Source organism: Streptomyces sp. NBC_00576 (assembly GCF_036345175.1).
Classification (GTDB): domain Bacteria; phylum Actinomycetota; class Actinomycetes; order Streptomycetales; family Streptomycetaceae; genus Streptomyces.
On sequence record NZ_CP107780.1, the window covers coordinates 2,055,583 to 2,070,287 of the forward strand.

At 70.6% G+C, this 14,705-nt stretch carries 10 protein-coding genes; 6 read left to right on the forward strand and 4 right to left on the reverse strand.

The window, feature by feature from the left end:
• Positions 1-243: 243 nt before the first annotated feature.
• Positions 244-2,028 carry a glyoxylate carboligase gene (gene gcl / locus OG734_RS08740; RefSeq protein ID WP_330286899.1) on the reverse strand — a complete coding sequence of 595 codons (1,785 nt, stop codon included), beginning with the start codon at positions 2,026-2,028 and terminating at the stop codon, positions 244-246.
• A 221-nt stretch (positions 2,029-2,249) separates the two neighbouring features.
• On the opposite strand from gcl, the gene OG734_RS08745 reads away from it, so the two are divergent.
• Together OG734_RS08745 and OG734_RS08750 are read left to right on the forward strand one after the other, a co-directional pair.
• Complete coding sequence (locus tag OG734_RS08745; RefSeq protein WP_330286900.1) at positions 2,250-3,014, forward strand: hypothetical protein; 765 nt, start codon at positions 2,250-2,252, stop codon at positions 3,012-3,014.
• Positions 3,015-3,097: 83 nt separating this feature from the next.
• Positions 3,098-3,604: a GNAT family N-acetyltransferase gene (locus OG734_RS08750; protein WP_330286901.1), complete on the forward strand. Its 507-nt coding sequence runs from the start codon at positions 3,098-3,100 to the stop codon at positions 3,602-3,604.
• Between the two features lie 16 nt (positions 3,605-3,620).
• Here OG734_RS08750 and OG734_RS08755 read toward each other — a convergent pair whose 3' ends face one another.
• Complete coding sequence (locus OG734_RS08755; RefSeq protein WP_443064843.1) at positions 3,621-5,234, reverse strand: AMP-binding protein; 1,614 nt, start codon at positions 5,232-5,234, stop codon at positions 3,621-3,623.
• Positions 5,231-6,901: an AMP-binding protein gene (locus tag OG734_RS08760; protein ID WP_330286902.1), complete on the reverse strand. Its 1,671-nt coding sequence runs from the start codon at positions 6,899-6,901 to the stop codon at positions 5,231-5,233. The genes OG734_RS08755 and OG734_RS08760 overlap by 4 nt, the downstream gene beginning before the upstream one ends.
• A 157-nt stretch (positions 6,902-7,058) precedes the next feature.
• Here OG734_RS08760 and OG734_RS08765 point away from each other — a divergent pair, with 157 nt between their 5' ends.
• The 3 genes from OG734_RS08765 (at position 7,059) to OG734_RS08775 (ending at position 11,962) form a co-directional block, all read left to right on the forward strand.
• Entirely contained in the window at positions 7,059-7,895 is an 837-nt protein-coding gene (locus tag OG734_RS08765) for a response regulator transcription factor (RefSeq protein ID WP_330286903.1), read from the forward strand.
• A 182-nt stretch (positions 7,896-8,077) separates the two neighbouring features.
• Entirely contained in the window at positions 8,078-10,906 is a 2,829-nt protein-coding gene (locus OG734_RS08770; RefSeq protein WP_330286904.1) for a helix-turn-helix transcriptional regulator, read from the forward strand.
• 264 nt (positions 10,907-11,170) lie between these two features.
• Positions 11,171-11,962 (forward strand): S1 family peptidase, encoded by a 792-nt coding sequence (locus OG734_RS08775; RefSeq protein ID WP_330286905.1) that lies wholly within the window; start codon positions 11,171-11,173, stop codon positions 11,960-11,962.
• A 94-nt stretch (positions 11,963-12,056) separates the two neighbouring features.
• Here OG734_RS08775 and OG734_RS08780 read toward each other — a convergent pair whose 3' ends face one another.
• Entirely contained in the window at positions 12,057-13,298 is a 1,242-nt protein-coding gene (locus OG734_RS08780; protein ID WP_330286906.1) for a winged helix DNA-binding domain-containing protein, read from the reverse strand.
• 189 nt (positions 13,299-13,487) lie between these two features.
• Here OG734_RS08780 and OG734_RS08785 point away from each other — a divergent pair, with 189 nt between their 5' ends.
• Positions 13,488-14,651 carry a magnesium and cobalt transport protein CorA gene (locus OG734_RS08785; RefSeq protein WP_330286907.1) on the forward strand — a complete coding sequence of 388 codons (1,164 nt, stop codon included), beginning with the start codon at positions 13,488-13,490 and terminating at the stop codon, positions 14,649-14,651.
• Positions 14,652-14,705 lie beyond the last annotated feature (54 nt).

The following is a 14,705-nucleotide window of genomic DNA, read 5'->3' on the forward strand; positions in this document are numbered from 1 at the left end:
GATCTTCCGGGTGGCGCCACCGCTGACAACTGTCCTGTCGCGCCCAGGCGTTGGCGTCGCCCGGAAACCTCAAATCTAGCTCTGAACCCGGCCCCGGGGGCTTCAACCACCCCCGGGGTAGGGCACATTGTGGTCAGCACGGGGGAACAGTACGGGGGAACAAGGGAAACAACGCACGGGGGATCAACGGGGGAAACAAAGAGGGGGTGCCCATGGGCACCCCCTTCTTCCATGTCCTCGGCGTCAGATCTTCAGTGCCCTGATCGACGTCGGCGCATGACCCGGCTCGGTCGCGATGTCCTCGAACTCCACCACGTTGCTTATGTCGTTGGTCGTCGACATGGAGATGTTCGTGACGCGTTCCAGGATCGCTTCGACGACCACCGGGACCCGGTGCTGCGCCGCGAGCTTCTTGGCCTGCTCGAAGGCGGTGCCCAGTTCGGCCGGGTCCGTCACGCGGATCGCCTTGCAGCCGAGACCCTCGGCGACCTTGACGTGGTCGACGCCGTAGGCGCCAAGCTCGGGCGAGCCCAGGTTCTCGAACTCCAGGTTCACCTGGAAGTCGATGTCGAAGGCCCGCTGGGCCTGCCGGATCAGGCCGAGGTAGGAGTTGTTCACCAGGACGTGGACGTACGGGATGCGGTGCTGGGCGCCGACCGCCAACTCCTCGATCATGAACTGGAAGTCGTAGTCTCCGGAGAGGGCCACCACGGACGCCTCCGGGTCGGCGACGGCAACGCCCAGTGCGGCCGGGATCGTCCAGCCGAGGGGGCCCGCCTGGCCGCAGTTGATCCAGTGACGGGGCCGTTGGACGTGCAGCAGCTGGGCGCCGGCGATCTGGGAGAGGCCGATCGTCGTCACGTACCGCGTCTCGGGGCCGAAGGCCCTGTTCATCTCCTCGTACACGCGCTGCGGTTTGATCGGGATGTCGTCGAAGTGCGTACGGCGCTGGAGGCGGGCCCTGCGCTCCTGGGTCGCCGCCGCCCACTCGGAGCGGTCCGGGAGGCCGCCGGTGTCCCTCAACTCCCTTGCCACCGCGACGAAGAGCTCCAGCGCGGCCTTGGCGTCGGAGGCGATGCCGTAGTCGGGGGCGAAGATACGGCCGATCTGGGTGGGCTCGATGTCGACGTGGACGAAGGTGCGGCCGGCCGTGTAGACGTCGAGCCGGCCGGTGTGACGGTTGGCCCAGCGGTTGCCGATGCCGAGGACGAAGTCGGACTCCAGGAACGTGGCGTTGCCGTAGCGGTGCGAGGTCTGGAGGCCGACCATGCCGGCGTTCAGGTCGTGGTCGTCCGGTAGCGCACCCCAGCCCATGAGGGTGGGGACAACCGGGACGCCCGTCAACTCGGCGAACTCGACGAGGAGTTCGGCCGCGTCAGCGTTGATGATGCCGCCGCCCGCCACGATCAGCGGCCGGTGCGACGCATTCAGTAGTGTGAGCGCCTTCTCGATCTGGGCGCGGGTCGCGGCCGGCTTGTAGACGGGCAGCGGCGCGTAGGTCTCCGGGTCGAACTCGATCTCCGTCTGCTGGACGTCGACCGGCAGATCGACCAGCACCGGCCCGGGACGGCCCGACCGCATCAGGTGGAAGGCCTGCTGGAGGACGCCGGGGACCTGGGCCGCCTCCAGCACGGTGGTGGCCATCTTCGTGACCGGCCGGGCGATGGAGGCGATGTCGACGGCCTGGAAGTCCTCCTTGTGGATCACCGCGGTGGGTGCCTGGCCGGTGATGCAGAGGATCGGGATCGAGTCGCCGGTCGCGGAGTACAGCCCCGTGATCATGTCGGTGCCGGCCGGACCCGAAGTGCCCACGCACACACCGATGTTGCCGGGGTGGGTGCGGGTGTAGCCCTCGGCCATGTGCGAGGCGCCCTCGACATGGCGGGCGAGGGTGTGACTGATCCCGCCGGAGGCCTTGAGCGCCGCGTAGAAGGGGTTGATCGCCGCGCCGGGAACGCCGAACGCGTGCGTGACACCCTCCCGCTTGAGGATCTCGACTGCCGCGCGGGCAGCGGTCATACGAGCCATTGAGCAACTCCTCGGATTCGTACTCCCGTCGCGCCCCGCGGAGAGAGAAAGCTTCCGTGACGTTATCAGCATGTTCCATATATTTCCGCATTGCGGAATTTGTTTTCTGCTATCTGGAAACAATGTAAGTGTGACCTCGAAGGCCGTCAAGAGACGGACAAGCGGGGGTTCCGTGGAGCACGATGGGGCTCTGACCCCGACGTCACTTAGTGGAGTGGGCCATGGCCGAGAGCATGCCGGTGCGGTGCCCGGCCTGCCTGCGCGAGCATCTGTACGCGGCGCCGTCCTATCCGTGCGCGTGCGGTGCGCCGGTCAGCCCTTCACTCGACGAAGGAGCGACCGCGACGGCCGTCACCCACCATGTCTGGGACGAGCAGTGGATCACCGTGCGCTGCACGGCCTGCTCCCGACAGGACCAGTGGCCACACCCCGAACTGGGCTGTCCCTGCGGCACGGTCCTGCGCATCCCCGTGACCCGGCCGGCCCCGGACAGCCACTCGGCAGCCACCCAGGCGGCAGACCCGCAGGGGACGGACACCCCGCCCCCGCCCGGCACCGCGAAGCTCCCCGGCGCCCTCCGCGTCCCGCGCTCCACCGCCCGCCCCCGCCGCGCCTTCCAGCCCGTCACCATCCGCACCGCACGCGACGCCGTCACCGCCGCCGCCCTCTATCTGCGCTGGCTCGGCTACCAGGACATCCGCCGCGCGGACCAGCGACCCCCGTCCGGCGTCGGACTCGCCGCCCGCGGAGTCCTGGCGCAGGTCGACCCGACGGTGAGCCCGGCATCACTGCGGGACATCGAGTGCCTGTGGCTGACGGCCATGACGGAGTCCTCGGACTGCGTCTACTTCTCCCTCGCCGGGTTCGAGAGCGAGGCCCGCGCCCGCGCCGACACCCTCGGCATCCCCCTGTTCGTCCTCGACCTCACCGGCACCCCGCAGCCGGTGAACAGCCCGGCCGACGACCTCGACGCCACCGGGGTCTGAGCCCCCCCCTCGATGCCCCCAACGGCCTTGCTGAGGCCGGATATCCGCGTGCCCGAAGCGCACCCCCGTCGGATACTCGGCGGATGCGCATCCGCCCCGCCACCCCCGCCGAACTCCCCGCCCTGCGCGCCGTCGAGCGCGCCGCCGGCTCCCCCTTCCGCGCCTTCGGTATGGCCGAGATCGCGGACGACGAGCCCCCTGCCCTGGACCTACTGGAGCGGTACCGCCGAGCAGGCCACGCCTGGATCGCCGCCGCCACCGACGACGACCGTCCCCTCGCCTATCTGATCGCCGAACCGGTGGACGGCGCCCTCCACATCGAACAGGTCTCCGTCCACCCCGACTTCGCGCACCGCCGCATCGGCGAGGCCCTTCTCGCGTACGCCGCCGACCGCGCCCGCGACGAAGGCCTGGCCCACCTCACCCTGACGACGTTCGCCGAGGTCCCATGGAACGCGCCCTACTACGCCCGCCTGGGCTTCCGCACCCTCGACGAGGCCGAACTCACCCCGGGGCTACGGAAGATCCGCGCCACGGAGGCCGAGCAAGGCCTCGACCGCTGGCCCCGTGTCTGCATGCGCCGGCCCTGACCGGCGCCCGTCACGGTCACACCTCCCCGGCGTACCTCTCGCGCAGCTCCACCTTCCGCACCTTGCCCGACACCGTCATCGGGAAGGCGTCCAGCACCTGCAACCGGCTCGGGATCTTGTAGTGGGCCAACCGCCCCTCGCAGAAGGCCCGTAGCTCGGCGAGAGTGAGCGGTTCGGTCTCCTCGTGCGGGATGACACAGGCGAGGACCTCCTCGCCGTACCGCTCGTGCGGCACCCCGACCACCTGGACGTCGGAGATCTTCGGATGGCCGTACAGGAACTCCTCGATCTCGCGCGGGTAGATGTTCTCGCCGCCCCTGATGATCATGTCCTTGATGCGGCCGACGATCTCGACGTAGCCGTCCTCGCGCATCACCGCGAGGTCGCCGGTGTGCATCCAGCGGCCGGCGTCGACCGACTCGGCGGTCTTCTCGGGCTCCTGCCAGTAGCCGAGCATCACGCTGTAGCCGCGGGTGCACAACTCCCCTGCGCTGCCTCGCGGTTGGGTCACTCCGGTGGCCGGATCGACGACCTTCACCTCGATGTGCGGGAGGACCCGGCCGACCGTGCCGGTGCGGTGTTCGAGGTCGTCGTCCCGGCGGGTCTGCAGCGACACCGGGGAGGTCTCCGTCATGCCGTAACAGATGGACACCTCGGCCATGTGCATCTCGGCGACCACCCGTTTCATCACCTCGACCGGGCAGGGCGAGCCCGCCATGATGCCGGTGCGCAGGGACGACAGGTCGTACGTCGCGAAGTCCGGGAGGTTGAGCTCCGCGATGAACATCGTCGGTACGCCGTACAGCGAAGTACAGCGCTCCTGGGCCACCGCCCGCAGGGTCGCCGCCGGTTCGAAGGACGGCGCCGGGATCACGACGCACGCTCCGTGCGAGGTGGCCGCGAGGTTGCCCATCACCATGCCGAAGCAGTGGTAGAAGGGCACCGGGACGCACACCCGGTCCTGTTCGGTGTAGGCGATCAACTCCCCGACGAAATAACCGTTGTTGAGGATGTTGTGGTGGGAGAGCGTGGCCCCCTTCGGGAAGCCCGTCGTGCCCGAGGTGTACTGGATGTTGATCGGGTCGTCACAGGACAGCTCCGGGAACGGCACCGGGGTGCCGCGCGCGATCAGCGCGTCCCAGCTCGGGTCTCCGATGTACACGGCCTTCCTCAACTGCGGGCACCTGCCCCGCACTTCTTCGACCATCGCCCGGTAGTCACTCGCCTTGTGGCTGAGGGAGGCGAAGAGGAGCGAGATCCCGGCCTGATTGAGGACGTACTCGACCTCATGGGTGCGGTAGGCCGGATTGATGTTCACCATGATCGCGCCGATGCGCGCGGTGGCGTACTGGACCAGCACCCACTCGGGGCAGTTGATGGCCCAGATCCCCACCCGGTCGCCCTTGGCGACCCCGGCGGCGAGCAGCGCGTACGCCAACTCGTCGATGTCGGCGGCGAATTGGGCGTAGGTCCAGCGACGGCCCGACGGTACGTCGACGAGCGCCTCGCGGTCCGGCCAGGCGGCGACCGTCCGGTCCAGGTTGGCGCCGATGGTGTCCCCGAGCAGAGCTGTACCGCTCGTACCGTGCGTGTACGACGACTCGGTGGCCGTCAACTCCCCTTGGTTCACCGGAAGTCCTCCTCGCGGTACTCGTCCGTCGAGCCGGCCGCCGTCGCCTCGCGCAGTTCGATCCGGCGGATCTTGCCGGACACGGTCTTGGGCAGGTCACCGAACTCCAGGCGGCGCAGGCGCTTGTAGGGGGCGAGGGTCTCGCGGCTGTGCTCGAACAGCACCTTCGCGGTGTCGGGTCCCGCCTCCCAGCCCGCCGCGAGCACGACGTACGCCTTCGGGACGGCCAGGCGCAGTTCGTCCGGCGCGGGAACCACGGCGGCCTCCGCCACCGCCTCGTGCTCCAGCAGGGCGCTCTCCAGCTCGAAGGGGGAGATCTTGTAGTCGGAGGCCTTGAAGACGTCGTCGGCCCGGCCGACGTACGTGATGTAGCCGTCGCCGTCACGCGAACCGATGTCCCCCGTGCGGTAGAAGCCGCCTGCCATCGCCTCCGCCGTGAGGTCGGCGTCGCCGTGGTAGCCGGTCATCACGCCGACCGGGCGGGTGGACAGGTCGAGCGCGATCTCGCCCTCGGCCGCGCCCGGTTCGCCCGAGACGGGATCGAGAAGGACGACCCGGTAGCCGGGGCTCGGGCGGCCCATGGAGCCCGTCTTCAGCGGCTGGCCGGGGCTGTTGGAGACCTGGACGGCGGTCTCCGTCTGGCCGAAGCCGTCCCGGATCGTGACCCCCCAGGAGCGGCGCACCCGTTCGATGACCTCGGGGTTGAGCGGCTCCCCGGCGGCCACGGCCTCGCGCGGCGGGGTGCGCAGCTGGGTCAGGTCGGCCTGGATGAGCATGCGCCAGACGGTCGGTGGCGCGCAGAAGGAGGTGACGCCCGCGCGGTCCATCTCCGCCATCAGCCGGGTGGCGTCGAAGCGCGTGTAGTTGTGGATGAAGACGGTGGCCTCCGCGTTCCAGGGCGCGAAGAGGTTGGACCAGGCGTGCTTGGCCCAGCCGGGCGAGGAGATGTTCAGGTGGACGTCGCCGGGCTTGAGGCCGATCCAGTACATGGTCGCCAGGTGCCCGATCGGGTACGAGGCGTGGGTGTGTTCGACGAGTTTGGGGCGGGCGGTCGTGCCCGAGGTGAAGTAGAGCATCAGGGGGTCGTCGCAGTGGGTCGGCCCGTCCGGTGTGAACTCCGCGGGGGCGTCGTACGCGTCCTCGTACGACTGCCAGCCCTCGGGGGCGCCGCCCACCGCGATCCGGGTGTAGCGGCCGGGCACCTCGTCGAACTTGCCGGTGTCCTCGGCTCGGACGAGGACGTGGCCGACCCTGCCGCGGTCCACCCGGTCTCGCAGGTCGGCGGGGCCGAGCAGCGGGGTGGCGGGGATGACGACGGCGCCGATCTTCATCGCGGCGAGGGCCGTCTCCCACAGCTCGGTCTGGTTGCCGAGCATCACGAGGACTCGGTCCTCAGGTCGGATCCCGAGCCCGCGCAGCCAGTTGGCGACCCGGTTGGAGCGGGCCGACATGTCGGCGAAGGACACCCTGGCCTCTGAGCCGTCCTCCTCGACGATGTGCAGGGAGGTGCGGTCGTTCCCGTCCGCGATGACGTCGAACCAGTCCAGGGCCCAGTTGAAGCGCTCGGGGCGGGGCCAGCTGAATCCCTCGTACGCGGTGGCGTAGTCCTCGCGATGGGTCAGCAGGAAGTCCCGCGCCTCGCGGAAGCGCTCAGTCACCGTCGTCATCAGTCCTCCTCGATCCCGGACCATTGCCGGGCGACACTCTGACATCGTGTAATCCGTGATGCAGCTCTCACTACCCCCGAACGGGGGTGAGTGCGACGTGCGAGGGCGAACACACTCCGAACACACCACGAGCGGGCCGCGACGAAGGGGCGATGACGTGGCAGCAGACACGGCCGAGACGGCGGAGGTGCGCCGGGCGCTGGCCCGGCTGCGACGGGCGACCGGGCTGCCGGTCGCCTTCGGCGGGCTGATGGAACCCGGGCGCCGGCACATGCGCATCAGCGAACTCAGCGGCACCTCCACCCAGGCGCTGCGCGCACTCGCGGTGACCCCGGGCAACGGGCTGGGCGGCAGGACGGTGGCCCTGGCCCGCCCGTGCGCGGTGACGGACTACTCCGTCTCCCAGCAGATCAGCCACGAGTACGACATCCCGGTCGCCGCCGAGGGCCTGCGCTCCGTGGTCGCGGTCCCGGTCGTCGTACGGCGCCAGGTGCGCGGGGTCCTGTACGGCGCCCTGCGCACCGCCCAGCCTCTGGGTGACCGCACGATCGGCGCGGCGGTCGAGGCGGCCCGGGACGTGGAGCAGGCGCTTGTCGTACGGGACCAGGCGCGGGAGCTGCTGGCCGCGGCGCGTCCGGAGGCGTCCGCTGCCGGGGGGCCGGGCGGCGGGGCGTGGGAGCAGGTGCGGGAGGCGCACGCGGCGTTGCGTACGCTGGCGCCGCGCATCGCCGACCCGGAGCTGCGCAGTGCGCTGCTCGACGCGTGTGGCCTGCTGGCCGCCGGGCGGCCCGTGGCCGGGGTCGAGCTCGCTCCGCGCGAGCTGGACGTCCTGGCGTGTGTCGCCTCGGGGGCGTCCAACGCGGTCGCCGCGGACCGGCTGGGGCTGCGTCCGGAGACGGTGAAGGGGTATCTGCGCTCGGCGATGCGCAGGCTGGGCGCCCACTCGCGCGGGGAGGCGGTCGTCGCGGCGCGACGGGCGGGGCTGCTGCCCTGAAGGCCCCCGCCCCGGAGGGGTCCGTCGTCACGCTCCGCACACGTATACAGATAATTCACTCATAAGTGACTTGAATTTTCCCATGCCGCTACCGTCCTGTTATTCGGCTCACCACGCCGCAGGTCCGAATTTCAAAGATCTGTTGCCTAATATTGGGCCCCACACGACACAGGAGGGGAGCGGTGACCGTGCGACGGGACTTCCAGGAGTCTGGCCGATGCCGCTCTGACCTGCTCATAGGCCGGGACGAAGCACTCACAGCAGCGCGCGAGCAGCTTTCGCGCGGCGGCAGCGTACTACTGCACGGACCGGCCGGAATAGGAAAGTCGACCGTTCTGCGGACATTGGCCGCAGAATGTGGCGAATCGGTGCGGACTGTGTTGCGCTGCTCCGCCACCGAGTCCGAATCGCATCTTCCCTTCCTCGCACTCGCCGATCTTCTGGGGCTCGCCCTCGACGAGGTCTCCGGCCAGTTGCCCGTCGCCCAGCGTGTCGCCCTGGAGTCGGCGCTCACCGGCCGTGGCGAGTCCACGCTCCAGCGCGACGGGCTCGCCCTGCGGCTGGCCGTACTCTCCGCGCTGCGCGCGCTGGCCGCAAAAGGCCCCGTCCTCGTGGTCGCCGACGACCTCCAGTGGCTGGACACCGCGAGCACCGAACTGCTCGGTTTCGCCGCCCGCCGACTCGGCGACGACCCCGTCCGGATGCTGTTCGCGGGGCGGACGGACGGACAGCAGTACGACCGCTATCTACGCGCGTCCACACTCGACACCCTGGCGGTCCGGGTGAACCCGCTGACCCGCTCCCAGGTGGAGACACTCCTGGAGCACCGGGGCTACGACCTCCCGCGTTCCACCGTGCGGGAGATCCACCGCACCAGCGGCGGCAACCCGCTGTACGCCCTCGAACTGGGCCGGGCCCTGGCCGAGAACCCCACCCCTCCGCGCCCTGGCGAGCCGCTGCCGGTGCCGACCTCGCTGCGCGCCCTGGTCCTCAGCCGCCTGGAGATGCTGTCGGACGACGCCCGCCGCACCCTCCTCGTGGTGAGCGCAGGCGCCCGCCCCACCCTGGCCCTGCTGCACGCGGCCGGCCGGAAGAACGCCGAGGCCGAGACCGCCCAGGCCGCCTCCCTCGGGCTGCTGGCGACCGAGCCCGAGGGTCCGGCCGTACGGTTCGCGCATCCCCTCGTCTCGGCCGCGCTGTACGCGGAGGCGAGCGCCCAGGAGCGCCGGGCCGCGCACGCCGCGCTGTCCACGGCCGCCTCCGACCCCATCGAGCGGGCCCGGCACCTCGCCCTGGCCACCGACGGCACGGATCCGGAGGTGGGCGCACGCCTCGCAGAGGCCGCCGCGCTGGCCCGGGACCGCGGGGCGCCGACGGTGGCCTCCTCGCTCGGGCTGCTCGCCGCCCGGTACACCCCGGCCGACGGTGTGCCGAACCCTGACGAGCACCGGTTGCGGGCCGCCGAGGACGCGATCACCGCCGGTGAGCTGGACCTCGCGCGGGACATCGCCCGCCAGGTGCTCGCCCGGTCCACGGTGCCCGCGGAGCGGGTGCGGGCCTGGATCATCGTGATCGACACGGCGGGCCATGCCATGACGGAGGTCGACGCCGTCTTCCCGCAGGCACTGGCCGACGCGGGCGACGACCCACGGCTGCTCGCCCTGATCCACTACCAACTGGCCTGGCGGGCGCTGCTCGTGGAGGGCGACTTCGCCGAGTGCCGCGAGGAGGCGGCGCGTGCGGCGGAACTCGCCGCGCGGGGCGGCGACCGGCACACGGAGCTGATGTCGCTCTCCTTCCAGGCCCAGACCGAGACCCTGATGGGTCACCCGGACGCGCCCGCGACCATCAAGCGCGCGCTGAAGGAGCCCCAGGACCCGCAGGTGACCGTCCATCACAACGGCATCGGGTCGGCCCGGTTCCGCTGGCTGATCATGAGCGACCAACTGCCCGAGGCACGGGCCACGGCCACCACCCTGCTGCGCGAAGTGCGCCGGCGCGGCTCGGTGGAGAGCGAGGTGCACTTCCTGCGCGGCCTCGCCGAGACCGAACTGCGCTGCGGGCACTGCGGCCGGGCCCTCGACCTGGCCCGGGAGAGCCTGCGGCTGGCCCGGGACACCGGCATCGGCGAGGTCGCCTCCGCGATGCTCGCCGCACTGGCGGAGGCGTCCGGCGGCGACGTGGACCGGGCGCTGGCACTGGCCCGGGAGGCGGTCGAGCACGCCGAGGAGAACGGCGACATGCTCTACCTGTCCCGGGCCCAAGCCGCCCTGGGATACGCCCGGTTGGTCGCCGGAGACGCGCCGGGCGCGGTGCAGTCGCTGCGCCGGGCACGGGAGCTGGAGCACGATCTCGGCGTCGACGACCCTGCGCGCGGACGCTGGCAGGGCGACCTCGCGGAGGCGCTGGTCCGCGTCGGCGAGCTGGACGAGGCGCAGGAGGTCATCGACGTGTCGCGCGCCCACGCGCTGCGGCTGGGGCGCGAGAGCGTGCTCGCGGTGCTCGACCGGGCGGAGGCTCTGGTGCGGGCCGCGCGCGGCGAACACGAGGCGGCTCTCGCCCAGTTGACGTCCGCTCAGGACCGACTCGCCAAGCTGGGCTACGGACTTGAGGAGGCGCGCGCCGCCCTCGCCCTGGCCGAGCTGCGCACCGGGCCGCCGGGGCCGGGGTCCACACCCGCGCCGACGTCCTACGACGAGGCGGCACGCCTGTTCAGACGTTCCCGCGCGCTGCCCTGGCTGCGCCAGGTGGACGCGGCCACCGTGCCGAATCCCGCGCCGCAGCCGCTCGTACAGCAGCCGCAGGCGGTCGCCGCGCTCGACGGGCTGGCCGCGATGGAGCGTCAGGTCGCGGCGCTCGTCATGGAGGGCGCGACCAACCGCGAGATCGCCGGACGCCTGTTCATCAGCGTCAAGACGGTCGAGGCGACACTCACCCGGGTGTACCGGAAGCTGGGTATCCGGTCCCGGGTGGACATCGTCAGGCTGGCGGCGGGACGCCACACCAACTGACTCCCGCATACCCGTCGTACGGCCGTACGCCTGCGCGCAATCCATCCTTGCGCTCTCACCGTACCGTGCCGTCGACCCCGAACGACCGAGGGTTTTCCCTCCCTCAACTCCCCTAGGGGGTTCCCTCATTGGGAGGGCCCTTATCCGGCTCCTACCTTGTGGATGTGCCGCTCGCCGGGCATACGGAGCAGCCCCCAGCGCCCCGTGCACAACCCCCCACACCCGCGCGTCCCCCCACCGGCAATCCCCACAAGAGGAGAACCCATGTTCGGGCTCGCCCGTGCCAAGAAGGCCGCCGCTGTTCTGGTGGCCACCGCTGCCGCCGCCTCGACCGCACTGATCGCCGCTCCCGGCGCCGTCGCCGCGCCCCAGCCCATCGTGGGCGGTACGACGACGACCGCGTCTGCGTACCCGTACGTCATGCAGATCACGGACTCCTCGCAGAACCAGTTCTGCGGTGGCACCCTCGTCTCGGCCACCAAGGTCGTCACCGCCGCCCACTGTATGGTCGACGAGACGACGAGCAGCGTCAGAGTCGTCGGCGGCCGTACCTACCTCAACGGCACCAACGGCACGGTCAGCCGGGTCACCAAGATCTGGATCCACCCGAGCTACACGGACGCCACCAACGGCGACGACGTGGCCGTGCTGACCCTCGCGACCTCGATGCCGTACACGGCGGCGTCGTACGTCACCTCGTCCCAGACCAGCGTGTACGCGGCCGGCACCACCGCCCGCATCATCGGCTGGGGCACCACCTCCTCGAACGGCAGCTCCTCCAACCAGCTGCGCACGGCGACGGTCCCGACCGTCTCCAACTCCAGCTGCTCCAGCTCGTACGGCTCCAGCTACATCGCGAGCGACATGGTCTGCGCCGGCTTCACCGCCGGTGGCGTTGACACCTGCCAGGGCGACAGCGGCGGCCCGCTGATGATCGGCGGCGTCCTGGCAGGTATTACTTCCTGGGGCGAGGGCTGCGCTGCGGCCGGCTACCCCGGGATCTACACCCGGCTGACCACCTTCTCCAGCCTGGTGGCGACGCAGGTCGCGTCGTAATCACCAGCGGTACAGCCACCACAGTCTCCCGAGTACCCCTCGGGTGAATGCCAGGGGGCGTTGCGGACCGGCCACGAGCGGTCCGCAGCGCCCCCTATCCACGTTCCTTTTCCCGTTCCTGTTCCCGTACGACGGTGGCGAACCGGATGTCGTACGCCGTTCCCTCGTGCAGCACCGCGAGCATCCGCTCGCCCTCCTCAACCACCGCCGCCCGCTGGTCCCTTGTGAACTCGCCGAACGGCTCGACGGTGAGCGTGCGGTCCTCAAGGCGCCACAGACCGGCGAGGAAGCCGTCGACGAGCAGGGTGCAGTGTGCCTGATTGCCCGTCCAGGTACGGCCCTTGAGGTCGGCGGGGACGACGCGCGTGCGGTCGGCGTGCGAGAGGAGCAGGTTGTCGAACTCGGGCAGGAAACGCGGCGGGGCCGGGGTCTCCGGGTCGGGGCGGGGAGCGTCGGGGAGGTCGAAGAGCTCGGTGCCGTACTCGTCCCGGAAGGTGAGCAGCTCCGGGCGGAGGCGCTCGAAGGCGTCGCGCAGCCGGGTCAGACCGGCCCAGGTCTGCATGTCCTTCACGGAGGCCGGGCCGAAGGCGGCGAGGTAGCGGAGCAGAGTCGTGTCCAGCAGCGAGGCCGGGTCCGGTTCGGCCGAGCGACCGAGCCAGTGCTCGGCGGTGGTGAGGGCGACCTGGCCACTGCGGCCCCACAGGCCGCGCGGGGTGACCTGGACGAGCGGGAGCCGACAGCGGGCGGCGACGGACAGGGACTGCGGGTCGGCGTCCGGCCACTCGACGAGGAGCGCCTCGCGCAACTGCTTCATCGTGCGTGGCTCGGCCTCGACGAGTGCGCGGGCGAGGGCAGTGAGCCGGTCGAGGTCGACGCCCACAAGTCCCTTGCGGAAGTAGGTGAGTTCGCGGTCCCGGGCGGGCTGGACGAGCGGTCGCAGGGTGAGGCAGTCGTCGGCGGTGTGGGTGTGGATGGTCGAGCGCATGGTGACGATGCGGACGGCCTCCCGGTCGGCCATGAGCCGGGACAGCTCCTCGGGGGCGAAGCCGTCGAGGCGGGCGGCGAGGGCGTAGTACGGGGGCTTCACGTTCTGCGCCTGGAGACCGAGGAGGTGCGCGAGGGCGTCCTTGGCGGACATCTGCGACCGGGTGAGAAGCAGTTGCCGGGCGAGGGTGGCCCGGTTCAGGGCGCGGGGGCCGAGGACCGGGGCCGCGGCGGGCGCGGTTGTCGAGCCCGAGCCGGGGCGCGTCGTCGGGGCGGCTGCCGACGTCGTCTTCGCCGTGTTCTGCTTCGCCGTGTTCCGCTGCACCGTCTGCTGCTTCGCCGTGTTCTGCATGTTCCGCACGCTAGCTCCCCTTGCGGACAGCTTCGGTCCGCAATCCCTGACGCATCCCGACCGGAAGCCTGCCCGGATGCTTGTCCGGGCCCGGGGTACGCGTCATTTGACCCGTATATCCTGCCCCTTGATCCACCCAGTCGCACCTGAACGCACGTTCGGGAACCGTCGAGACGGGAGCCAGCCGCGATGCCCGAGCGACGTGCCCGCCCGGCCTCGGAGAACGGGCGGAAGTCCGCCTGGCGTCGCGCCCTGACGCCACCCTCCGCGCCGCCCGCGAAACCCGCCGCCCCGCGGACCGAGCCACCTTCCCCGGCGCCGGCCGAACCGGCCGACAGCATCGTGCACGCGGCCCTCTATCGCGACGGCGTGCGCGTCTCGACGCCCGCCACCCTCGCCGAGACCTTCCGTGAGCTGCGCGACGAGCCCGACGGCATGGCGTGGATCGGCCTGGCCCGCCCCACGGAGGCCGAACTCCTCTCACTGGCCGCCGAGTTCGACCTGCATCCACTCTCCGTCGAGGACGCGATGGAGGCCCACCAGCGCCCGAAACTGGAGCGCTACGGCGACACCCTGTTCGTCGTCCTGAGCGCCGCCCGCTATCTGGACGCGGCCGAGGAGGTCGACTTCGGCGAACTGCACGTCTTCATCGGCCCCGACTTCCTGATCACGGTCCGCCATGGCGCGGCCCCGGACCTGTCGGCCGTACGCCGCCGCATGGAGGCGACCCCGGAGCTGCTGAAGCTGGGTCCGGAGGCGGTGCTGTACGCGATCCTGGACGCGGTGGTCGACGGCTACGCGCCGGTCGTCGAGGGCGTCCAGAACGACATCGACGAGATCGAGACCGAGGTCTTCCGCGGCGACCCGAAGGTGTCCCGCCGTATCTACGAACTCTCCCGCGAAATGGTCGAGTTCCAGCGCGCCACCCGCCCCCTGGTAGGCATGCTGCACAGCCTGATTGCAGGCTTCGCGAAGTACCGCACGGACGAGGAACTCCAGCGCTACCTGAGGGACGTGGCCGACCATGTCACCCACACCAGCGAACGCGTCGACGGCTTCCGCCAGGCACTGACGGACATCCTGACGGTCAACTCCACCCTGGTGACACAGCAGCAGAACGCGGAGATGCGGGCGTTGGCGGAGGCGGGGTTCGAACAGAACGAGGAGATCAAGAAGATCTCGTCGTGGGCGGCGATCCTGTTCGCTCCGACGCTGGTCGGGACGATCTACGGCATGAACTTCGCGCACATGCCGGAGTTGCGCTGGGTGTTCGGGTATCCCTTTGCGATCGTCCTGATGGCGGTTGTCTGCACCAGCTTGTACGTCATTTTCAAGCGGCGGGACTGGCTCTGAGCAGTCAGAACGCTAGAAGATGCCCGAAATATCACAAGGTGGAATGATTTACTC

Bases quoted from the DNA above. Each gene is read 5' to 3' on its own strand.
- OG734_RS08760 (WP_330286902.1), bottom strand. From the start codon at position 6,901: ATGACGACGGTGACTGAGCGCTTCCGCGAGGCGCGGGACTTCCTGCTG.
- OG734_RS08785 (WP_330286907.1), top strand. From the start codon at position 13,488: ATGCCCGAGCGACGTGCCCGCCCGGCCTCGGAGAACGGGCGGAAGTCC.
- gcl (WP_330286899.1), bottom strand. From the start codon at position 2,028: ATGGCTCGTATGACCGCTGCCCGCGCGGCAGTCGAGATCCTCAAGCGG.
- OG734_RS08775 (WP_330286905.1), top strand. From the start codon at position 11,171: ATGTTCGGGCTCGCCCGTGCCAAGAAGGCCGCCGCTGTTCTGGTGGCC.
- OG734_RS08745 (WP_330286900.1), top strand. From the start codon at position 2,250: ATGGCCGAGAGCATGCCGGTGCGGTGCCCGGCCTGCCTGCGCGAGCAT.
- OG734_RS08750 (WP_330286901.1), top strand. From the start codon at position 3,098: ATGCGCATCCGCCCCGCCACCCCCGCCGAACTCCCCGCCCTGCGCGCC.
- OG734_RS08780 (WP_330286906.1), bottom strand. From the start codon at position 13,298: ATGCAGAACACGGCGAAGCAGCAGACGGTGCAGCGGAACACGGCGAAG.